Origin of the sequence: Dermatophilus congolensis, from assembly GCF_900187045.1 — a bacterium.
Taxonomy (GTDB): domain Bacteria; phylum Actinomycetota; class Actinomycetes; order Actinomycetales; family Dermatophilaceae; genus Dermatophilus; species Dermatophilus congolensis.
In genome coordinates this window covers 1643037-1664966 of the sequence record NZ_LT906453.1, presented here as the reverse complement: position 1 = coordinate 1664966, position 21930 = coordinate 1643037, and the positions used below count along the sequence as shown (strand labels likewise).

General features: G+C 61.8%; 18 protein-coding genes. 8 read left to right on the top strand and 10 right to left on the bottom strand.

Annotated elements, in window-relative coordinates; all coding sequences use genetic code 11:
- Window positions 1-299 precede the first annotated feature (299 nt).
- Window positions 300-536, bottom strand: coding sequence for a DUF3046 domain-containing protein (locus CKV89_RS07130; protein ID WP_084441290.1), 237 nt, complete (start codon window positions 534-536; stop codon window positions 300-302).
- A gap of 182 nt (window positions 537-718) precedes the next feature.
- Between CKV89_RS07130 and CKV89_RS07125 the strand changes: the two genes are divergently transcribed.
- The 6 genes from CKV89_RS07125 (at window position 719) to arfB (ending at window position 9581) form a co-directional block, all read left to right on the top strand.
- Complete coding sequence (locus CKV89_RS07125) at window positions 719-2089, top strand: MBL fold metallo-hydrolase (RefSeq protein ID WP_028327686.1); 1371 nt, start codon at window positions 719-721, stop codon at window positions 2087-2089.
- A 1-nt stretch (window position 2090) separates the two neighbouring features.
- Window positions 2091-2852, top strand: coding sequence for a sulfite exporter TauE/SafE family protein (locus tag CKV89_RS07120; protein WP_028327685.1), 762 nt, complete (start codon window positions 2091-2093; stop codon window positions 2850-2852).
- An 11-nt stretch (window positions 2853-2863) separates the two neighbouring features.
- Window positions 2864-3445, top strand: a complete 582-nt coding sequence (locus tag CKV89_RS07115) for a rhodanese-like domain-containing protein (RefSeq protein WP_028327684.1) — start codon at window positions 2864-2866, stop codon at window positions 3443-3445.
- 170 nt (window positions 3446-3615) lie between these two features.
- Window positions 3616-8283 (top strand): ATP-dependent helicase, encoded by a 4668-nt coding sequence (locus CKV89_RS07110; RefSeq protein ID WP_034401466.1) that lies wholly within the window; start codon window positions 3616-3618, stop codon window positions 8281-8283.
- On the top strand, window positions 8270-9145 hold the full coding sequence (locus tag CKV89_RS07105) for a DNA-formamidopyrimidine glycosylase family protein (protein WP_028327683.1): 876 nt from the start codon (window positions 8270-8272) through the stop codon (window positions 9143-9145). Before CKV89_RS07110 ends, CKV89_RS07105 begins: the two co-directional genes overlap by 14 nt.
- A 1-nt stretch (window position 9146) precedes the next feature.
- On the top strand, window positions 9147-9581 hold the full coding sequence (gene arfB / locus CKV89_RS07100; protein WP_197697039.1) for an alternative ribosome rescue aminoacyl-tRNA hydrolase ArfB: 435 nt from the start codon (window positions 9147-9149) through the stop codon (window positions 9579-9581).
- Window positions 9582-9598: 17 nt separating this feature from the next.
- Here the strand turns inward: arfB and CKV89_RS07095 are convergent, their stop codons facing one another.
- From CKV89_RS07095 to dapA, 8 genes are all read right to left on the bottom strand, one after another.
- On the bottom strand, window positions 9599-9904 hold the full coding sequence (locus CKV89_RS07095) for a helix-turn-helix domain-containing protein (protein WP_028327681.1): 306 nt from the start codon (window positions 9902-9904) through the stop codon (window positions 9599-9601).
- 215 nt (window positions 9905-10119) lie between these two features.
- A complete protein-coding gene (locus CKV89_RS07090; protein ID WP_084441288.1) occupies window positions 10120-10608 on the bottom strand; it encodes a CinA family protein in 489 nt (162 codons plus the stop codon).
- Entirely contained in the window at window positions 10605-11195 is a 591-nt protein-coding gene (gene pgsA, locus CKV89_RS07085; protein ID WP_084441286.1) for a CDP-diacylglycerol--glycerol-3-phosphate 3-phosphatidyltransferase, read from the bottom strand. Before pgsA ends, CKV89_RS07090 begins: the two co-directional genes overlap by 4 nt.
- Window positions 11192-12718 (bottom strand): 30S ribosomal protein S12 methylthiotransferase RimO, encoded by a 1527-nt coding sequence (rimO, locus tag CKV89_RS07080; protein WP_051277712.1) that lies wholly within the window; start codon window positions 12716-12718, stop codon window positions 11192-11194. The genes pgsA and rimO overlap by 4 nt, the downstream gene beginning before the upstream one ends.
- Before the next feature lie 36 nt (window positions 12719-12754).
- A complete protein-coding gene (locus CKV89_RS07075) occupies window positions 12755-13762 on the bottom strand; it encodes a serine hydrolase (protein WP_154657697.1) in 1008 nt (335 codons plus the stop codon).
- A complete protein-coding gene (locus CKV89_RS07065; RefSeq protein WP_028327675.1) occupies window positions 13729-16434 on the bottom strand; it encodes an FtsK/SpoIIIE family DNA translocase in 2706 nt (901 codons plus the stop codon). Before CKV89_RS07065 ends, CKV89_RS07075 begins: the two co-directional genes overlap by 34 nt.
- A 204-nt stretch (window positions 16435-16638) precedes the next feature.
- On the bottom strand, window positions 16639-18321 hold the full coding sequence (locus tag CKV89_RS07060; protein WP_028327674.1) for a ribonuclease J: 1683 nt from the start codon (window positions 18319-18321) through the stop codon (window positions 16639-16641).
- On the bottom strand, window positions 18318-19211 hold the full coding sequence (gene dapA / locus CKV89_RS12085) for a 4-hydroxy-tetrahydrodipicolinate synthase (protein WP_028327673.1): 894 nt from the start codon (window positions 19209-19211) through the stop codon (window positions 18318-18320). Before dapA ends, CKV89_RS07060 begins: the two co-directional genes overlap by 4 nt.
- A 389-nt stretch (window positions 19212-19600) precedes the next feature.
- Between dapA and CKV89_RS07050 the strand changes: the two genes are divergently transcribed.
- Window positions 19601-20413: a thymidylate synthase gene (locus tag CKV89_RS07050; protein WP_028327672.1), complete on the top strand. Its 813-nt coding sequence runs from the start codon at window positions 19601-19603 to the stop codon at window positions 20411-20413.
- A gap of 62 nt (window positions 20414-20475) precedes the next feature.
- Window positions 20476-20994 carry a dihydrofolate reductase gene (locus CKV89_RS07045; protein WP_231935349.1) on the top strand — a complete coding sequence of 173 codons (519 nt, stop codon included), beginning with the start codon at window positions 20476-20478 and terminating at the stop codon, window positions 20992-20994.
- A gap of 66 nt (window positions 20995-21060) precedes the next feature.
- Here CKV89_RS07045 and dapB read toward each other — a convergent pair whose 3' ends face one another.
- Window positions 21061-21762: a 4-hydroxy-tetrahydrodipicolinate reductase gene (gene dapB / locus CKV89_RS07040; protein WP_051277711.1), complete on the bottom strand. Its 702-nt coding sequence runs from the start codon at window positions 21760-21762 to the stop codon at window positions 21061-21063.
- Between the last annotated feature and the right edge of the window lie 168 nt (window positions 21763-21930).

The window sequence follows — 21930 nt, the reverse complement described above, 5'->3', positions numbered from 1 at the left end:
ACGAGACCCCGACGAGGCCTTGGAAGAACGTGCCATGACACACCTTGCTTTCTGCGAATACTCGAAACGGCCGTCTACCTGCGACCTCAAGCGCGACCACCAGGCCAACAACTCGGGTCAGACGTTAAAAGGAACCACCGACAAGGTCCCGCCACCGCAACGGCAACTGTGGACCATACCCCATGACCAACCAGGTTGTGGAGCAGCCGGACCCGCCGGTCGAGTACCGGCAGAAAGTCCCATCACCCACAAACTACCGAACAAATGTTCGATAGGCCACCTCAACACACGCCACCACATCAGTACTTATCGCGATTCTCCTGCAATGGAACAACTCGCCCCAGCCGCCGCTCCGGCGGCACCCCCATCTGTTCCACCAATGCCTCCCATACCCGCCGCGGCTCAACACCAGACTCCAGGAGCTCATCAGGAGTACCCCCACCCAACGCCGTCACACTCTGATGCGACGCCAAAACCTGCGCACGCGCAGCCCCGAACTCCTCATCCATCAACCGCCAAAACTCACTAAGACGCATAACCCAAGTCAACCACCCCGCACCATCACCCCAGGCGGCACCTACCTCTTGCTGTGAATCATGCGCAGCAAAGGCGACAGCTAGTCAGTTGAACACACTGGCGTGACCCACCTCTTGAATATACCCCTGGGGGTATGTTCAACTGGGTTTATCACCACCCGCCACACCCCTGGGAGACCCCCATGCTCTTCACCCAGCACTACCTCGACTGCCTCTCACAGGCCTCATACGTCATCGGTGACGAAACAACAAAGAAAGCCATCATCATCGACCCCCGACGCGACACCGACGACTACCTCAACGAAGCCACCGAAAACGGCATGAACATCATCGGAGTCATCAACACCCACTTCCACGCCGACTTCGTCTCCGGACACCTCGAGCTGGCAGAAAAAACCGGAGCCTGGATCGGATACGGCGAAAAAGCCACCCCCGACTTCACCCACCGACCACTCACACACGGCGAGCGCATCAGCCTCGGAGAAGTCACCCTCGAAATCCTGGCCACCCCCGGACACACCCCCGAATCAATCAGCATCCTCGTCTACGAACACGCAGACGACGACGTGCCCTACGGCGTACTCACCGGCGATGCACTCTTCATCGGTGACGTCGGACGACCAGACCTCCTAGCATCCAGCGGCACCACCGCCGAAGAACTCGGCCGCAACCTCTACCACTCCATCCAACACACCCTGATGTCCCTACCCGATGAAGTCCGCGTCTTCCCCGGACACGGCGCCGGATCAGCCTGCGGCAAAAACCTCTCCACCGAAAAACAATCAACAATCGGTGAACAACGCCGCACCAACTACGCCTGCACGCCCATGAGCGAACAAGAATTCGTCGATATCGTCACCGCAGGCCAACCAGCCCCTCCCGCCTACTTCGCCTACGACGCCACACTCAACAAAAAACACCGCCCCACCCTCGGCAACAGGGTCACACCAGCCCTGAACAACACCGAACTCGACCACGCCCTCAACAACGGCGCCCTCATCCTCGACACACGCGCAACCGAAGAATTCACCGCAGCGCATCTACGCGGATCCATCAGCGTTCCCTTCGACGGGCGGACCGCCGAAACTGTCGGCATGCTCCTCACACCCGAACAACGCATCATCCTCATCACCCCCGAAGGGCTCGAACAAGAAACAACCATGCGCCTTGGCCGCATTGGATACGACCACGTCCTCGGATACCTCCCCCGCCTCGACAGCTACCTCAGCGAACACCCAGAGAAAGCCGGACAGGCCAACCGCCTCGAAGTTCACGAGCTCGACAACGCTGCGCCACACACACAACTACTCGACGTACGTGGCCCCGGCGAAGCAGCAGAAGGCGCCATCCCCAACACCATCAACATCCCCCTGCCGCAGCTAGCCCAACGACTCAACGAACTAGACAAAAACCGCCCAGTGATCGTCTCCTGCGCCGGAGGGTGGCGATCCAACGTCGCCGCAAGCTACCTACGCCACCAAGGATTCAGCAACGTCGCAGACCTCATCGGCGGCTACAACGCCTGGGCCGACGCACACTCAATGGCGCACTGACATGGACTGGTGGATCCCCCCATTAGCCCTAGCCGTCGGTGCCCTCATGGGCGCCCTCGGCGGAGGCGGAGCCATCCTCACAGTCCCCATCCTCACCACCCTGATAGGGCAAACACCACGCGCAGCAACCACCGGCTCACTCATCATCGTGGGCCTGTCCGCCCTCATCGGCGTCATCCCACACCTGAAAACCGGGCGAGCCAAAATCGCCGACGGCCTCACCTTCGGAGTCTTAGGGTCAGCAGGCGCGCTCATCGGCTCCCACCTATCAGCCACGGTGCGCGGCCCAGTGCTCATGGTCGCTTTCTGTGCACTCCTGCTTCTTGTCGCAGCAGTGATGATTCGCAAACAAATCCGCGCCGCCCCCACCGGCACAACACGCCGCGGCTGGATCGCCCGCATCGGCGCAGCAACCGGCGTCGGCCTACTCACCGGGTTCTTCGGGGTCGGAGGAGGATTCGTCATCGTGCCCGCCCTGACTCTCATCATGGGCCTAGAAATGCCCGCAGCCGTAGCCACATCCCTGCTCGTCATCGCGATCAACTCAGCAACCTCACTGGCATCCCGCGCCACCCAAGAACTCCCCCTGGACTGGGCCACCCTTCTTCCATTCGCTGCACTCACAGCCTTCGGAACTCTCCTAGGAGGACGATTAACCACCCGTATCAATCAACGCGCCCTCAACCTCGCATTCATCGCCCTACTCATCCTCCTAGCCCTGGGCTTGGCTGCACAAAACCTGCCCGAACTCATCAACCAGTAAGGAAACCCTCCATGACCCGCTCCGAACACATCACCGCCGCACAAGCAGACACCTGGATCCACAGCCCCGACGCCCCCACCCTCCTCGACGTCCGCACACCAGCAGAATTCGCCAGCACCCACATCGCCGGATCCATCAACGCACCCATCGACCTCATCGAAAAAGACGCCGCCCGCATCGGCGCAGCCATCCCCAACGACGTCCTCCTCATTTGCCGCACCGACAACCGCGCCCACGCCGCAGCCAAAGCCCTCGCCCCCACCATGGGCGGAAAAATCCACGTCCTCGTCGGCGGCATGACCCAATGGGAAAAAGAACACCGACCCGTAGAAAACGGACAAGGCGGCCCCTGGGCCATGGACCGCCAAGTCCGCACCGTCGCCGGCGCACTCGCCCTAAGCAGCATCGCCGCAAGCACCATCGCCCCCAAAGCCAAATGGCTCGCCGGAGGCATCGGCGCAGGCCTGCTCTACGCAGGCCTATCCGACACCTGCGCCATGGCAAAACTCCTCGACAAAATGCCCTGGAACCAGGTCAACAACTCCCCCACCACCGAAACCATCCTCACCGCCCTGACACACAAGAAAAACTAACCCCCGCCACAAAACTCACAACACAACACCACCAAGCCCGTGGCCAGCGACCTGGCCACGGGCTTAACAACAAAAACCACCCCCACCAAAACCCGCCAGCGCCGCTCACCGCCGCAACACCATCCCAATGGCAGGATGACGCACACCCCCCAGCCACGGAACGAGGTGACATGAACACCCCCAGCGACGACACCAACCCCCTAGCCGCCTTCCACCCAGCCACCCGCACCTGGTTCACCGAAACCTTCCCCGCCCCCACCCCCGCACAACACCACGCCTGGAACGCCATCAACACCGGCAACGACACCCTCGTCGTCGCACCCACCGGATCAGGAAAAACTCTCGCCGCCTTCCTCACCGCCATCGACCGCCTCGCCCACACCACCCCCACCCCCGACACACCCCCCGGCGTACGCGTCCTCTACATCTCCCCACTCAAAGCCCTCGCCGCCGACGTCGACCGCAACCTCGCCCGCCCCCTACGCGGCATCGCCGCCGTCGCACGCCGCACCAACACACCCCAAAACACCGTCACCGTCGGCATCCGCACCGGCGACACCAGCACCAAAGACCGCCGCGCCATGGCAACCACACCCCCCGACATCCTCATCACCACCCCCGAATCTCTCTACCTCCTCCTCACCTCTGCAGCACGCACCATCCTGCGCAACGTCGACATGGTCATCATCGACGAAATCCACTCCCTCACCCCCACCAAACGCGGAGCACACCTAGCCCTAAGCCTCGAACGCCTCGACGCATACGCCGGACACCGCGCCCAACGCATCGGCCTATCCGCAACCGCCCGCCCCCTCGACGAAGTCGGCAAATACCTCACCGGAGGTCTGCCCTACACCCTCGTCCAACCCCCCGCACACAAAGAATGGGACCTTGACATCGTCGTCCCCATCGAAGACATGTCCCTACCAGGCCAACCCACCGGAAACCCCACCGGCGCCGCATCCGGCAACGAAGAACGCCACTCCATCTGGCCCCACATCGAAAACCGACTCCTAGACCTCATCACCACCCACCGCAGCACCCTCATCTTCGTCAACTCCCGCCGCGTCGCCGAACGCCTCACCGCCCGCGTCAACGAAGAATGGGACACCCGCAACACCCCCAACGAAACCACCACCGACACCCCCACCACACCCCCACCCGAACCACCAATCCTCGCCCGCGCCCACCACGGATCCGTCAGCAGCGAACAACGAACCCACATCGAAGAAGCCCTCAAAAGCGGCCAACTCCCCGCAGTCATCGCCACCAGCAGCCTCGAACTAGGCATCGACATGGGCGAAATCGACCTCGTCGCCCACATCGACGCACCCCCCAGCGTCGCCTCCGGACTCCAACGCGTCGGCCGCGCCGGCCACCAAGTCGGAGCCCGATCACACGGCATCTTCCTACCCACCCACCGATCCGACCTCATCCGCACCACCGTCGTCTGCGAACGCATGCGCGCCGGACTCATCGAAACACTCCACATCCCCACCAACCCACTAGACGTCCTCGCCCAACACATCGTCGCCATGTGCGCCATGGACGACTGGACCCTCCCCGAACTCACCAACCTCATCCGCCGCACCGCCTCCTACGCCACCATCCCCACCACCCTCCTCACCTCCGTCCTCGACATGCTCGCCGGACGCTACCCCGACGAAAACTTCGCCGGACTACGCCCCCGCATCATCTGGGACCGCAGCACCGACACCCTCACCGGCCGCCCCGGCTCCCAACGCATCGCCGTCACCAGCGGCGGAACAATCCCCGACCGCGGCCAATTCGGGGTCTTCCTCATCGGCGAAGGCCCCGGCCGCCGCGTCGGCGAACTCGAAGAAGAAATGGTCTACGAATCCCGCGTCGGCGACGTCTTCACCCTCGGCACCTCATCCTGGCGAATCGAAGAAATCACCCACGACCAAGTACTCGTCACCCCAGCCCCCGGCATCCCCGGACGCCTCCCCTTCTGGCGCGGCGACGCCGAAGGACGCGAAGCCGAACTCGGCGCCGCAATCGGCGCCTTCATGCACGAAATCGCCACACTCCCCCACGACACCGCCATCAACCGCGCCACCACCGCAGGCCTAGACACCTGGGCCGCCACCAACCTCGTCACCTACATCCACGAACAAAAAACCGCCACCGGCGCCGTACCCAGCCAAAACACCATCATCCTCGAAATCTTCCCCGACGAACTCGGCGACACCCAGATCGTCATCCACTCCCCCTGGGGCTCCCGCGTCAACGCACCCTGGTCCCTAGCCATCGCCGCCCGCCTACGCCAACGATTCGGCATCGACCCCCACCCCATGCACGCCGACGACGGCATCATCCTGCGCCTACCCGAAACCACCCCCACCGACGACAACACCCCCACCACCCACCAACTCCTCACCGAAATCGCCGAACTCATCACCATCGACCCCGACGAAATCACCGACATCATCACCAACGAAGTCGGCGGATCAGCCCTCTTCGCCTCCCGATTCCGCGAATGCGCATCCCGCGCCCTCCTCCTGCCCCGCCGCAACCCCGCCGCACGCCAAGCCCTCTGGCAACAACGACGCCGCTCCGCCCAACTCCTCGAAGTCGCCAGTCGCTACCCAGAATTCCCCATCGTCCTAGAAACACTGCGCGAATGCATGCAAGACGTCTTCGACGTCCCCGCCCTCAAAACCCTCATGACCAACCTCACCAACCGGCGAACCCGCATCCACGCCATCAACACCCCCACCCCCTCCCCCATGGCACGCACCCTCCTATTCGGATACATCGCCCAATTCCTCTACGAAGGCGACTCCCCCCTCGCCGAACGCCGCGCAGCAGCCCTATCCATCGACCCCGAACTCCTCGCCGACATCCTGGGCACCCACACCACCAGCATGCGCGAACTCCTCGACCCCACCATCGTCGAACACACCGAAGCCCAACTCCAAGCACTCGACCCCGAACGCAGCCCACGCAACATCGAAGAAACCTTCGACCTCATCCGCCGCATCGGCCCCCTCACCACCACCGAAATCACCACCCGCACCCACCCCCACACAGACACCACAACCACCACCACCTGGATCTACGAACTACACAACCGCCGCCGCATCATGCCCATCACCATGGCCGGCGAACAACGCTGGGCCCCCGTCGAAGACGCCGGCAGACTCCTCGACGCCCTCGGCATCACCCCACCATCATGGGTCCCCTCCGCCCACCTCACCCCACCCCAAAACCCCCTCACCGACCTCATCATCCGCTACGCCCGCTGCCACGCACCCTTCACCACCACCGACCTAGCCACCCGACTAGGACTCGGCGAACACATCATCCGCACCCACCTGCACCACCTCGAAAACACCGGCAACATCATCACCGGCGAACTACACCCCGCAAACACCGGACAAGACCACTGCGACCCCGAAATCCTGCGCCTCCTACGCCGCCGCAGCCTCGCAGCACTACGCGCCCAAGTCGAACCCGTCACCCCCACCACCTACGCCCAATACCTCACCACCTGGCACGGCATCACCACCGAAACCGGCACACCACAACCCCAAGAACACGGCACCGAAGGACTCCTGCACGTCATCGAACAACTCGCCGGATACCGCCTACCAGCCAGCGCCCTCGAAACCCTCATCCTGCCCACCCGCATCACCAACTACACCCCAACACTCCTCGACGACCTCCTCACCCGCGGCGAAATCACCTGGCAAGGAAACGGCTCCACCGCAGGCGACGACGGATGGATCTCCCTACACCTCACCGACGACGCCCCCAACACCCTCCACACCCCCACCACAACCCCACCACCAGAAAGCATCCACGCCACCATCCTGACCATCCTCGCCACCGGCGGCGGATTCTTCTTCCCCACCCTGGCCAACACCGTCCGCGAACACATCACCACCACCAACCCCACCACCCCACCACCAAACAACACCACCATCAGCGACGCCCTCTGGGACCTCGTCTGGGACGGACACATCGTCAACGACACCTTCACCCCCATGCGCGCCCTACTCAACAGCACCCGCACCACCCACAAACAACGCCCCCGACCACCACGCCCCACACGACTAACCCGACGCAACCTACGCACCCCCACCCGCACCACCACCCCCGACCCCACACCACCACGACTCCAAGGACGCTGGTCCCTCCTACCACCAACCGAAACAGACCCCACAACCCGCACCCTCACCACCGCCGACATCCTCCTCGAACGCCACGGCATCCTCACCCGCGCAGCCGCCACCAGCGAAAACACCGACGGCGGATTCACCCCCATCTACCGCATCCTCACCCACGCCGAAGAAACAGGAAATATCCGCCGCGGCTACTTCATCGAAGGACTCGGCGCCTCCCAATTCGCCACCAACGCCGCCCTAGACCAACTCCGCACCCACAACGAAAACAACAGAATCGACACAACCCCACCACAACCCCCCGCACTCATCCTCGCCGCCACCGACCCCGCCAACCCCTACGGCGCAGCCCTCCCCTGGCCCACCACCAACAACAACGAAAACACCACCCACCGCCCCGGCCGCAAAGCAGGCGCCCTCGTCATCCTCCACACCGGAAAACTCTGCGCCTACATCGAACGAGGAGGACGCACCCTCCTCACCTTCGGCGACAACACCACCCACGCCCACACCACCGCCACCGCACTAAGCACCATCATCGACACCGGCCGCCTCCCCCAACTCACCATCACCACCATCGACGGCACCCCCGCCCTCCAAGCACAAAATCACCCACTCCACACCCACCTACTCAACAACGGATTCCACCTCACCCCCAATGGACTAAGAAAACGCCATGCCAGAAGGTGACACCGTCGCACGCACCTGCCAACGCCTCCACCACGTCTTCGCAGGCCACACCACCCAAGAAGCCGAACTCAGATGGGGAAACCGCGAAGGAAGCGGACTCATCGGACACACCACCATCGAAGTCATCCCCCACGGCAAACACATCCTCCACCGCTTCTCCAACGGCTGGACCCTCCACTCACACCTACGCATGGAAGGCAGCTGGCGCATCACCCACCCCAACGAACCCCAACGCCACTCACGCCGCGTCCGCGCCCTACTAAGCACCAACGAATGGACCGCCCTCGGCCTATCCCTAGGCATGCTCAACCTCATCCCCACCCGCGACGAACACACCCTCACCGGACACCTCGGACCCGACATCCTCGGCCCCGACTGGAACACCGACCTAGCAACCACCAACCTCCTGACCAACCCCACCACCATCGGCGCAGCCCTACTCGACCAACGCAACCTCGCCGGCATCGGAACCCTCTGGGCCAGCGAAACCCTCTTCACCCAACACATCAACCCCTGGACACCAACCACCACCCTCACCCCACAACAAATCACCAAAATCCTCACCAAAGCCCACCAACTCATGACCGCCGCCCTCAACCACGCCATCCAATCAAGCACCGGATCACACCGCCCCGGACACAACACCTACGTACACGCACGCTCAGGACACCCCTGCCGCCGATGCGGCACCACCATCCGCGTACACCCCATCGGCCCACCCACCCGCGAACGCGTCATGTTCTACTGTCCAACATGCCAAAACGGCCTAGCACCAGGAGACAAAGGCGCCCCCATCAAACCCCTGGGCTACACCCGACACCCACACCCCCGCGGCCCCCGAAAAACCCGGTACGGAAGATGACATGCCCCACATCGATCACCCCCTACCCATCACCCGAACCCTAACCATCCCACCCAAAGAACTCCGCGAACGCTTCAACCGCGCAACCGGCCCCGGCGGACAACACGTCAACACCAGCGACACCCGCGTCGAACTATCCTTCAACCTCACCAACAGCCCCTCCATCCCCGAACACCTCAAACAACGAATCCACGACCGCCTCGCCCACCGACTCAACAACGGAACACTCACCATCACCGCAGCCGACGAACGCAGCCAACTCGCAAACCGAAAAATCGCCCGGCAACGACTCGCGCAACTCCTCCGCGAAGCCGCCGCGCCCCCTACGCCCCAACGCAAGAAAACTCGCCCCACACGCAACTCCGTTCAACGCCGCCTCACCAGCAAAAAACACCGCGCGGCAATCAAACGAAACCGATCACGCCCCTTCGACTAACCCCCCAAACCCCACGCTCACGCAGCAGGACGCGGCACAGCCAAACGACCCCGCTCACCAGAGCCCATCGTCAGCACAACCCCAGCGGCTTCCCCCAACGCAACCTGATCAGCGACATCACGCAACATCTGACTCACCGGCAAATCCAACGCCCCACAAATCGAAGCCAACAACTCCGAACTTGCCTCTTTCTCCCCCCTCTCAATCTCCGACAAATACCCCAACGAGACCGCAGAACGCGCCGACACATCACGCAACGTACGTCCCAACGACTTACGTCGAGAACGAAGTACCGTACCGATCTCCTTGCGCAGCAGCACCATGTTGTCCTCTCCTCGCAATTCCCCTGGCGATCGACCGCCGTGGACAGTCCCCTCCCCAAATAAGGGGAACCTCTCTCCGGCTTGTTATATGCAACGGACGAGCCCCCCAATTCATGCCCTCAACGCGAGGAATAATGCGGTACTCACCGAAAAAGCTGATCCAAGACGCACACAGACCCAAAAACAGGCCCGTGCCCCCCCGTCCAAGAACAACCTCAAAGCCGTTGTCGCAGCAGTCTAAATGCTGCCTCCACCGTGGCGAACCGAATCGCACCACGCTCCCCCGTTAACGAGAGCCGCTCCACCACCGTCTGACACCCCACCTCACCCTGCGGCCCATGCACCGCAATAAACACCGTACCCACCTGCGCATCCTCAGAAGGATCCGGCCCAGCAGCCCCCGTGGTTCCCACCCCCCACTGCGCACCAAACAACCTCACCGCCCCCACAGCCAACTCCGCAGCAACCTCAGCGTTCACCGCCCCCGTAACCAAAGCGCTCTGAGAAACCCCCACCACACGAGCCTTCACCTCACTGCTATACGCACACACCCCACCACGCACCACAGCAGAAGACCCCGGCACCGCAGTCAACCCAGCAACAACAAGACCACCCGTCAACGACTCGGCCGTCGCTACCGTCTGCCCCGCATCCAACAAGGCAGCAACAACATCAGCAGCAGGAACCAACACCTCACCACTCACGCCGACACCTGCCGCGACGACGAACGCACCAACCTCACAGCCTGGAAAACATACTCAACACCCGTCGCCACAGTCACCACCAAGGCACCGGCCACCACAACAACACCAATCCACCACAACACGCCCGTCACCGGAGCAACCAGCAACGCCAACGCCACCGTCTGCAACACCGTCTTAATCTTGCCGCCACGGGAAGCAGGCATCACGCCATAACGAATCACCACCAACCGCAACACCGTGATCCCCCACTCACGCAGCAGAATGAGAATCGTCACCCACCACCACAGGTCACCGATCACACTCAACCCGATAAACGCCATTCCGGTGAGCGCTTTATCCGCAATCGGATCAGCTATCTTCCCGAAATTTGTCACCAAATTACGTGAGCGAGCGATATACCCATCCAGCGAATCCGTCGCCATCGCCAGCAAAAACACCAGCAACGCCCACCACCGCATGGACACCTCATGCCCACCCCCGGCCAGCAACAGCCAGCCGAAGAGCGGGACCATGAAAATCCGCAACACCGTCAACGCATTAGGCACATTCCACGAACTCGGCTGCGTCTGCGGCGCACTACTGGTCATGAGATCACCGCAACCAGATCAGCACCCTCAGAAGTAACCACCCGCGCCGAAATGAGCTGACCAACCTCAGGAAGCTGCGCCGCACCATCACTGCTTTGCACAAGACGCGTCAACCCATCAACCTCCGGACCTTGATGCTCAGCCCGACCGAACACAATCCGGTCCCCCTCAAAGAACGACCCCTCACCCAGATCCTCATCCCACGGCTGAGCCTGCGCATTGGACTCAACAAGCACGCTCACCTGCGAACCGATCCGCTCAGCCGCACGCTCAGCACCCGCCGACTCAGTAATCGTCGAAAGAATATCCAGGCGTTCATCAATAACTTCTTGCTCAACCTTGTCGTCATACCCCTGGGCCTCAGTGCCATCCTCATCGGAGTACCCAAAAACGCCACACACATCCAAACGCGCAGCTGTGACGAAATCAACGAGCATCTGGAAGTCCTCCTCCGTCTCGCCGGGGAACCCAACAATCACGTTAGAGCGGATCCCTGCCTCCGGCGCCAAAGACCGAATCTTCTCGATCAAGCTCAAGAACGACTCCGGATCACCAAACCGACACATCCGGCGCAAAATCTTCGCAGACACATGCTGGAACGAAAGATCGAAATACGGCACAACCTTCTCCGTCTCGACAATCGCCCGCACCAAGTCATCACGCAACTCCGCTGGCTGCAAATACGAAACCCGGATACGTTCCAGCCCTTCCACCTCAGCAAGATCAGGTAACAACGTGTCCAGCAGACGGATATCGCCCAAATCCTTGCCGTACGAGGTCGAGTTCTCAGAAACCAGGAAAGCTTCCTTCACCCCATTACTACCCAGCCAGCGAGCCTCAGCAAGAACATCACTAGGACGGCGAGAAACAAACGCACCACGGAACGAGGGGATAGCGCAGAAAGCGCAACGACGATCACACCCCGAAGCGATCTTCAACGGAGCCCACGGCGCCCCATCCAAACGTGCCCGCACGAACGATTCACCAGCAGTGGCATCCGGCCCCAAATCCCCATGCCCTGGAAGCACGATTCCCGGCGCCGTTTCCTGACGAGCAATCGGAGAAATCGGCAACAGAGAACGACGATCCCGCGGAACGTGCGACTGCACCTGCTCCCCAGCCAAGATGCGACTCAAGTGATCGGACATGTCCTTGTAGGAGTCAAACCCGAAAACACCATCAGCTTCAGGCATTTGCTCAGCTAGCTCACGCCCATACCGCTCCGCCAGGCACCCCACGGCCACCACTGCGCGAGTCTCGCCGCTTTCTTTCAGATCAGCCAGATCAAGAATCGTGTCGATCGAATCTTTCTTGGCCTCTGCGACAAAACCACACGTATTCACAACATTCACGTCGGCGCCAGAAGGGTCGTCAACAAGAGTCCACCCCGCAGCAGCCAAGCGGCCTGCGAGCTCCTCAGAATCCACGTCATTGCGTGAACATCCGAGACTGGTGAGGTGAATCGTGCCGTGAGTGGCATCGTTGCGTGCGGGCGCACTTGCGGCAGCGGTGGGCGAAGTCATAACAACCACTTTAGGGGTGATGCGGGCTGTGCCAACTCACGCACACTTGCCCGCATCTGTTGCACCAAGCGAATCACGTAGCCAACTAGCTGCTTGCGACAAAATTTTGGCACCTGCATCGTGGTTACCGCCATGCGGTTGAACAAGAAGCGCGACCCCTACTCCACCGCCACCGGGCAAGATCAAAACTCCCACCTGCCGCATCAGGTAACCACTGGTGCTAGGACCCCAACCACCTTTGAATGCAACGTCATCGACATTCAAGCCACGTTTGTTGGTTCCGCGCGCAACCGCACCAATCCCCCACGACTGCGTGTGGTCAATGAAACGCATATCCCGCATGATCTGGGCTCCATAGGGAACACACGGAAGCGTCGCAGCGAACTTAGCAGCATCATTCACTCGCCAAGCAGTCAAACCGAACGGCACGCGCACCCCCGCCGAATTCCGCGCAGCCCGGGTGCGTTTATCACCGGTATCACCGAGAACTTCGTTGACCAGCTCTGCCTTCATCCCGAAGTTTTCCAGCCCCTCCCACAAGCGCCGGGCAGCGTCATTGTCGGAGATGCGCACCGACATCTCAATGTCGTTAGCCACAGCTTTAGGCAGATCACCGCCGCGCTGCTGGATAGCTGCCAAAGCCAATGGGACCTTGATCGTCGACCACGCGTCGATCGTGTCCGTAGTGCCCAATTGTTGAACTTGCTCCGGGTGCCCAACCGGCGCCCACGCAATAGTGAGCTGCTGATCCCGCCCAGGCAGTTTCTTGAATCCCTGAACAAGTTTGCTGGCGTCAGTTGTCTGTACAGGCTTCACCGGAGGCGGAGGTGGAGCCGGGGTGCTGATCACTGCTGGCGGCCGCGAAGGCAGCATCGGCGCCACAGTGGGTGTTGCAGTACTGGTTTGTGAGTCTTCCTCCTTTGGTGATGATGCGGAGCTGCCACATGCGGCCATGGTGGCGCAGAGCACTGCGCACACGAACGCAGTGCTCATCCGCCGCCGAGTGACAACTACCTGCCGCGCCCCTGTTGTGTCAGTTGCCACGCGTCCTCATCCTCCAGGTCCCCCTCGTGCACGACTTCTTCGCCCTGCACTTCAACATCGGCATATCGGTCATGTCCCCCTGCCGTGCCTTGTTGACCCTCCGCTGGTGGCGGAGGGGTTTGTCCTTGCATCTGCGCCAGAACGGTAGGCAGATCTTCTGGGCGGATCAACACGTCTCGCGCTTTACTTCCTTCAGAAGGGCCGACAACGCCGCGAGATTCCATGAGGTCCATGAGTCGTCCGGCTTTAGCGAAACCGACACGCAATTTGCGCTGCAACATCGAAGTCGAACCGAACTGGGTAGTAACGACCTGTTTGGTTGCTTCAAGGAGCAGCTCCAAGTCATCGCCGATGTCAGCGTCGATCTGTTTCTTTTCTGTGGCGGGAACAACGTCTTCCCGGTAGCTCGGTTTGAGCTGGTCGGTGACGAACTTGACGACCGCGGCGACCTCTGACTCCGGCACCCAAGCACCCTGTACACGCATCGGTTTGCTCGCCCCCATAGGGAGGAAGAGAGCATCACCTTGGCCGATGAGCTTTTCGGCGCCGGGCTGATCCAGCACGACCCTGGAGTCAGCCAGGGAGCTTGTCGCGAATGCCATCCGGCTGGGCACGTTGGCTTTGATGAGGCCGGTTACGACGTCGACGCTGGGACGCTGCGTAGCCAGGACAAGGTGAATACCGGCAGCGCGAGCCAGCTGGGTGATACGAACAATGGACTCTTCCACATCGCGGGGAGCGACCATCATCAGGTCAGCGAGCTCGTCAACCACAACGAGTAGGTATGGGTAAGGCTCAACGACGCGTTGCGATCCGGGTGGAAGTTTGACGTCACCGGAGCGGACAGCTTTGTTGAAGTCGTCGATGTGTTTGTACCCGAATGCGGCCAAGTCGTCGTAGCGGGCATCCATCTCTTTGACCACCCATTGCAGCGCTTCAGCGGCTTTTTTGGGGTTGGTGATGATGGGGGTGATCAGGTGTGGGATGCCTTCGTAGGCGGTGAGCTCGACTCGTTTGGGGTCCACGAGAATCAGGCGTACTTCGTCGGGGGTGGAGCGCACGAGGATCGAGGTGATCATCGAGTTAACGAAGCTGGATTTACCCGACCCTGTGGCACCTGCCACGAGGAGGTGGGGCATTTTCGCCAGGTTGGCGATAACGAATCCACCTTCGACGTCTTTACCGACGCCCATCACCATGGGGTGAGGGTTGCGGGTGGCGACTTGGCTACGCAGCACGTCACCGAGACTGACTTTTTCGCGGTCTGTGTTGGGGATCTCGATCCCGATGGCTGATTTGCCGGGGATGGGCGAGAGGATGCGTACGTCTGCGCTGGCTACCGCGTAGGCAATGTTTTTGCTCAGTGCGGTGACGCGTTCAACCTTGGTGCCGGCGCCGAGCTCAACTTCGTAGCGGGTGACTGTGGGGCCACGGGAGAATCCGGTGACTTGAGCGTTGATGTTGAACTGTTCTAGTACACCGGTGAGAGCTTGAACGACGTGGTCGTTAACTTCTGAGCGGGTTTTGTGGGGGGTTCCCTGTTCGAGCAGGTCTGAGGGGGGAAGAGTGTAGGTGACATCGCCGGCGAGGGCAAGTTGTTCGGTGCGTTGCGGGATGGCTTGGGTGGGCGGGGGCACCAGTTCGGTTTGGTTGGTGGCTGGCACGGGGCCAGGTTTGGTGCTGCTGGCTGCGGCGGGGTTGTTGACGCGGTCGAGGGCTTGTGTGGCTGCGCGGTCGGCGGCGGTGGTTGTGTCGCGTTGGGCGTTTGCGGCTTCTTCTGCAGCGATTTTGGGGAGGTCTGCGAGTCTGCGGCTGCGGCCTTTGTGGACTTCTGCGGCTTGCTCGAATGCTTCGTCTCCGTCGCGGTGGTCGAGTTCGAGGTTGCGGCGGGATTTGCGGCGTGAGGATGTGGGGATGGGGATGGTGTCGACGTATTCGTCGAGGCCGAAGAGGCGGTCGTGGAGTTCGGTGAGTCGGTCTGGGATTTCCACGAAGGGGGTTGCGGTGATTACGAGGACCCCGAAGAACGCGACGATGGCTAGTACGACGTAAGCACCCCAGTCGGTGAGCATGGCGTCTAGTGGTGCGCCGACGAGGTAGCCGATCATGCCACCGGCGGAGCGGAATGCTTCGGTGCCGCCGGAGATGCGGGGATTGCCTCGGGCGATGTGGATGATGCCGGCGAGGCTGACGGTCAGGGTGGTGACGCCGATGGCGATGCGTGAGGTGGCAGCGTCTTCGACGGGGTTGCGCATGATGCGTAGCCCGAACCAGACGAATGCTAGGGGCAGGAACAGTGCTCCCCAACCGATGGTGCCGGCGGCGATGATGTGGATGAATTCGCCGAGTGGGCCGGGTAGTCCCCACCATTCGCGGGCGGCGATGATCACGGCGATGATGATGAAGAACAGGCCCATACCGTCGCGTCGGTGTTCTTCGGGTAGTCCGGATGCGGTGCGGCCAACGCGGCGCGCCATGCCTCCGGTCAGGCCAGTGATTCCGCGCAATGCGGAGCCGGCGCCGCGGCTGGGAGTGCCACTACCCGCGCGGGGGGTTTTGGCCGCGGGGGTACGGCGTGTGGCGGCACCGTTTTTGGTCCGGGGGTTCTTGCGAGGGACAGGTTTTCCTTTGGCGGCGGTGCGCCGCTTGTTTGGGGTGTTACGAGTTGCCACCCAAGCAGACTAGGCGATTGACCCGAGGTGGTCTGGTCGACCAGTTGCGACGTGCCGCATAGCGATACGTCGCGGCGGTGGGGCTGTGCTGGTGGCGGCGGGGTGAGGTGTGGGGCAGTGTGGGGTAGTTGCGTGGCGTGTTGGGGCCCGCTCGTCGTGTAGACGGGCGGACCCCAACAGGTGGTGTGGTGTTCTCAGGGCTGGTTAGGCGATGACTACTACGGGCACGATCATTGGGCGGCGGCGTAGTTTTCCGCCCACGAATCCGCCGATGGTGCGGCGCACCACTTGCTGGAGTTGGTGGGCGTCGTTGGTGCCGCGGTCCCATGCGCTTTCGACCGCTTCGCAGATTTCGGGGACGATTTTGTTGAAAACGTCGTTGCCTTCAGCGAATCCTCGGGTGACGACTTCCGGTCCAGTGCTGACTTTTCCGGTGGCCGAGTCGATGACGACGATCGCGGAGATGAAACCTTCGTCGCGCAGGATTTGGCGGTCTTTGAGGAGCGCTTCGTCGGTAGCGCCGACGGAGGAGCCATCGACGTACACGTAATTGCAGTCGACTTTCCCGGTGACGTTGGCTTTTCCGTCCACGAGGTCGACGATGATTCCATCGCCAGCCAGGACGACGCGGTCTTCAGGTAGGCCGGTCGCAGCGGCGAGGCGTCCGTTGGCCAGGAGGTGTCGCCATTCGCCGTGGACGGGCATGGCGTTTTTGGGGCGCAGGATGTTGTAGAGGTAGAGCAGCTCTCCGGCGCTTGCGTGGCCGGAGGTGTGCACTTTGGCGTTGCCTTTGTGGACTACTTCGGCGCCGAGTTTGATGAGTCCGTTGACTACCCGGAATACGGCGTTCTCATTACCAGGGATGAGGGAGCTGGCGAGAACGACTGTGTCACCTTCACCGATTTTGATGCGGTGTTCGTCGTTGGCCATGCGGGACAGCGCCGCCATCGGTTCTCCCTGCGAACCGGTGCACATGAGGAGTTGTTGGTGTTCGGGGTAGTCTTCGATTTTTTTCATGTCGACGATGACACCGTCGGGCACGTTGAGGTATCCCAGTTCGGCAGCGATTCCCATGTTGCGGACCATGGAGCGGCCGATGAGGGCTACCTTGCGGTTGTGTTCGGCGGCGGCGTCGAGGACTTGTTGCACGCGGTGGACGTGGCTGGCAAAGGAAGCCACGATGATGCGGCGTTGGGCTTTGCTGAACACGTTTTCTAGTGCGGGGTAGATGTCCTTTTCGGGCATCGTGAATCCGGGCACTTCGGCGTTGGTGGAGTCTACGAGGGCGATGTCGATGCCTTCTTCGCCGATGCGGGCCATGGCTCGCAGGTCGGTGATGCGCCCGTCGAGGGGTAGCTGGTCCATCTTGAAGTCGCCGGTGTGCAGGAGTGTGCCTGCGTCGGTGCGTACTGCAACGGCTAGGGCGTCAGGGATGGAGTGGTTGACGGCGATGAATTCGCATTCGAAGGGGCCGAGGTCTTCGATGTCTCCTTCGGTGACGTCCATCGTGTAGGGCGTGATCCGGTGTTCTTTGAGTTTGGCTTCGATGAGGGCCAGCGTCAGGTTGGATCCGATGAGAGGGATGTCTTCTTTGAGGCGGAGCAGGTATGGGACTGCGCCGATGTGGTCCTCGTGGCCGTGGGTGAGGATGATGGCTTCGACGTCGTCGAGGCGGTCTTCGATGTAAGAGAAGTCCGGCAGGATGAGGTCGACGCCGGGGTGGGCATCTTCGGGGAAGAGCACTCCGCAGTCGATGATGAGGAGACGTCCTGCGTGCTCGAGGACGGTCATGTTGCGCCCGATGTCGCCGAGCCCGCCGAGGGGGACGATGCGTAGTCCTCCCTCGGGCAGTGCTGGTGGCTCTGTCAGGTCAGTGGGGAATTTCACGAGAGGTGGGCCTCCTTTAGGCCTTGGCGCACGATGTCGCGTTGGGTATCGGTCAGTTGTGCAAGCGGTAGGCGCACGTGGTCGGTGGCGATGATGCCGGCTTCGGCGAGTGCGGCCTTGACGGTGATAGCTCCTTGGCTGGTGCCCATGATTGCGTCGACGGCGGGGATGAGTTTGCGGTGGATGTCGATGGCTTGGGGCAGGTTGCCGTTGTTGAGGGCGTCGATCATGTTTGCGTATTCGATTGACGCGAAGTGGCTAGTGACTCCCACGATACCGTGGGCGCCTTGGGCGAAGTGTGCCAGGTTAGCGCCATCGTCGCCGGAGTACCAGGCCAGATCGGTGGCTCGTTGGACGTGGCTTGCTGCCCATAGGTCGCCTTTGGCGTCTTTGACGGCGACGATGTTGGGGTGGGCGGCTAGGGCGATGTGGGTTTCGGTGGTGATGGGGACACCTGCGCGGCCAGGGATGTCGTAGACCATGACGGGTAGGTCGGTGGCGTCGGCGACTGCGCGGAAGTGGGCGAGGATCCCAGTCTGGGGGGGCTTGTTGTAGTAGGGCGTGACAACAAGTGCGCCGTCGGCGCCGATCTCGGCGGCTTGTCGGGCGAGGCTGATGGAGTGGGCGGTGTCGTTGGTGCCTACGCCGGCAACGATTTTGATGCGGTCTCCAACGGCGTCTTTGACTGTTTGCAGGATGAGTCGTTTTTCGTCGTCACTGGTGGTTGCGGATTCTCCGGTGGTGCCGTTGACGACGAGCCCGTCGTGGCGGCGATCAGCCAGATATATAGCCAGGGACCGGAGTGATTCGAGGTCGAGGGCTCCGTCAGCGGTGAACGGAGTGACGATCGCGGTCAGGACACGACCAAAGGGTGCAATGGCAGACGACATAGGGGCAGGCTATCGGTTTCGAGGGGGGGCCGCGCGGCTCGACCCGTGGGGTTGCTGTTCACGCGGTGGGCTGGTTCCTCACAGCGGCGGCCAGATCGAGGTTTCTGGGGGCAGGTGGGTCGGGTGTTCGGCGGGTGAAGACGTGGAAGAACGTTGCTCTACCCGCTCGGGGGGTCCGGGTAGAGCAACGTTCTCGGGAATCATCGGCGCGACAGTGACAGCGTTACAGCTTTGTGTACACATTTTTTGTGCAAACCGGGAACTTCATGCATGAACCCTGAGCCCGGCAGCTTCGAATCGTTAGGGAATCCGCTTACGGTGCGGACACATCAAGGCTGTGAAACCACCTGTTACCTGTGGGGGTGCTCTGACCCTGCGAGACTAGCCGGATGCAGCAGTACAGGGAGCTCATGGAACGGATTCTCGCTGAGGGGAACGAGCGAGGTGACCGCACCGGAACCGGGACATTGTCAGTTTTCGGCCACCAGATGCGGTTTGATCTTCGTGCCGGGTTCCCGGCATTGACCACCAAGAAGCTGCACCTGCGTTCCATTTTCGGTGAACTGATCTGGTTCTTGCGCGCAGACACCAACATTGCCTGGCTGCATGAAAACGGCATCACGATCTGGGATGAATGGGCCGACGAGAACGGTGACCTAGGCCCGGTGTATGGGCATCAGTGGCGCAGCTGGCCGACCCCCGACGGGCGCACCATCGACCAGATCGCTAACGTGATCACTTCGATCAAGCAGAACCCGTGGTCACGCCGACACATCGTCTCGGCGTGGAATGTCGCCGAGGTTGAAGACATGGCTCTGCCTCCGTGCCACACCATGTTCCAGTTCTACGTCTCTGCCGGCGAGGACGGCGAACCGAAATATTTATCCTGCCAGCTGTACCAACGCAGCGCTGACGTGTTCTTGGGAGTGCCGTTCAACATTGCCTCGTACGCGCTGCTGACGCATATGGTCGCGCAGGTCACCGGTTTGGAAGCAGCTGAGTTCGTGCACACGCTCGGAGACGCGCACCTGTACCTCAACCACATGGATCAAACCCGTGAACAGCTCTCCCGCACGCCACGGCCTCTACCGAGCCTGCATCTAAACCCCCAGGTCAGCAAGATCGATGCTTTCCAGATCAGCGATATCGAACTTATTGGCTATGACCCTCACCCCGGTATCAAAGCCCCTATTGCCGTCTAGCCCTAGCCGCCCTAGCAACACCTCTGCCCCGCTGCTGCTGTTCTTTGTTGAGGAGTGACCACGTGACCTCATTCGTGCCCGCACCCGACCCGATCGTCCCAGAGTCGCGTATCTGTGTGGTGGTCGCGGCCGCCGAAAACTGGGTGATCGGCGCACACGGCACCATGCCGTGGCATTTGCCTGAGGACTTGGCTCATTTCAAACGCATCACCACCGGAAGCGCGATGATCATGGGACGGCGCACTTTCGAAAGTATCGGGCGGGCGCTGCCGGGCCGTCGATCCATTGTGGTCACTCGGGACCGTTCCTGGTCAGCTCCTGGCGCGGAACCTGCATGTTCACTGGCTGAGGCGGTGTCGATTGCTGGTGAGGATCGGGTGACGGTGGCTGGCGGTGGGCAGGTGTATGCCGAAGCGTTAGGCCCGGACTCCCCTGTCGTTGTGGACACTGTGCACCTGACAAGGGTGCATGCTCGCCCGCAGGGCGACACGTGGTTTCCACCTATCGATGAGACCCAGTGGCGTCAGGTCGCCCGTACTGAAGGCCAGGGGTGCACGTTTCTTTCCTATCGGCGGATGTGATGCACCCTGTCGGCACCGACATGTTGCGTGTTGCCGGTGCCGACAGGGCTTCTTCCCTAGGCAGGGTTACAGGCCGAGGTAGTTCTCCAGGCCGACAGTGAGGCCAGGGGTTTTCAACGCGCCGCGCACACCTTCAAGAACGCCAGGCATGAAGCTAATGCGGTCATAGGAGTCGTGACGGATCGTCAGGCCTTCGCCTTCGCCACCGAAAAGCACTTCCTGGTGGGCGACGAGGCCACGTTGGCGCACGGCGTGCACCCGCACACCGTCAACGAGGGCGCCGCGAGCGCCGTCTGGGTCGTGTGTGGTGGCGTCGGGGACGGGGCCGAGTCCGGCGTCAGTGCGGGCAGCGCCGATGAGGGAGGCGGTGCGGGCTGCGGTGCCGGAGGGGGCGTCGACTTTGTTGGGATGGTGTAGTTCGACGATCTCCACGGATTCGTAGAAGCGGGCGGCCTGCTGGGCGAACGACATCATGAGTACGGCGCCGATGGCGAAGTTGGGTGCGATGAGGACGCCGAGGTTGGGGCGGTCAGCTAGTTGGGTGCGGACGGCGTCGAGGCGTTCTTCGGTCCATCCGGTGGTGCCGACGACGACGTGGACGTCTGCGTCGATGGCGGCGCGGACGATGCTGGGAGATGCGTCAGGGACGGTGAAGTCGACGAGGACGTCTGCTTCCTTGAGGGTGTCGAGGCTGTCGCCTGCGTCGTAGCGGGCGATGAGTTCCATGTCGGGTGCGGCGGTGACGGCGTCGCAGACGGTCGATCCCATGCGTCCGGAGGCGCCAGCGACGGCGACTTTGATGAGGTCGGTGCTCACGTAGTGTTGCCCTTCTTTGTCGGGGGTGGTTTTGCGGCGCTGGGTAAAGGCACCTCGGGGGGTGCCTGGTGGCGCCGTGCTTGGGCACCACCCTAGCTTTGAGTTTTGGTGTGCGATGAG

Excerpts from the sequence above, each read along its gene's own strand:
- CKV89_RS07125 (WP_028327686.1), top strand. The coding sequence starts at position 719 with ATGCTCTTCACCCAGCACTACCTCGACTGCCTCTCACAGGCCTCATAC.
- CKV89_RS07115 (WP_028327684.1), top strand. The coding sequence starts at position 2,864 with ATGACCCGCTCCGAACACATCACCGCCGCACAAGCAGACACCTGGATC.
- CKV89_RS07130 (WP_084441290.1), bottom strand. The coding sequence starts at position 536 with ATGCGTCTTAGTGAGTTTTGGCGGTTGATGGATGAGGAGTTCGGGGCT.
- CKV89_RS07120 (WP_028327685.1), top strand. The coding sequence starts at position 2,091 with ATGGACTGGTGGATCCCCCCATTAGCCCTAGCCGTCGGTGCCCTCATG.
- CKV89_RS07110 (WP_034401466.1), top strand. The coding sequence starts at position 3,616 with ATGAACACCCCCAGCGACGACACCAACCCCCTAGCCGCCTTCCACCCA.
- rimO (WP_051277712.1), bottom strand. The coding sequence starts at position 12,718 with ATGACTTCGCCCACCGCTGCCGCAAGTGCGCCCGCACGCAACGATGCC.
- CKV89_RS07050 (WP_028327672.1), top strand. The coding sequence starts at position 19,601 with ATGCAGCAGTACAGGGAGCTCATGGAACGGATTCTCGCTGAGGGGAAC.
- dapA (WP_028327673.1), bottom strand. The coding sequence starts at position 19,211 with ATGTCGTCTGCCATTGCACCCTTTGGTCGTGTCCTGACCGCGATCGTC.
- CKV89_RS07105 (WP_028327683.1), top strand. The coding sequence starts at position 8,270 with ATGCCAGAAGGTGACACCGTCGCACGCACCTGCCAACGCCTCCACCAC.
- dapB (WP_051277711.1), bottom strand. The coding sequence starts at position 21,762 with ATGGGATCGACCGTCTGCGACGCCGTCACCGCCGCACCCGACATGGAA.
- CKV89_RS07095 (WP_028327681.1), bottom strand. The coding sequence starts at position 9,904 with ATGGTGCTGCTGCGCAAGGAGATCGGTACGGTACTTCGTTCTCGACGT.
- pgsA (WP_084441286.1), bottom strand. The coding sequence starts at position 11,195 with ATGACCAGTAGTGCGCCGCAGACGCAGCCGAGTTCGTGGAATGTGCCT.
- arfB (WP_197697039.1), top strand. The coding sequence starts at position 9,147 with ATGCCCCACATCGATCACCCCCTACCCATCACCCGAACCCTAACCATC.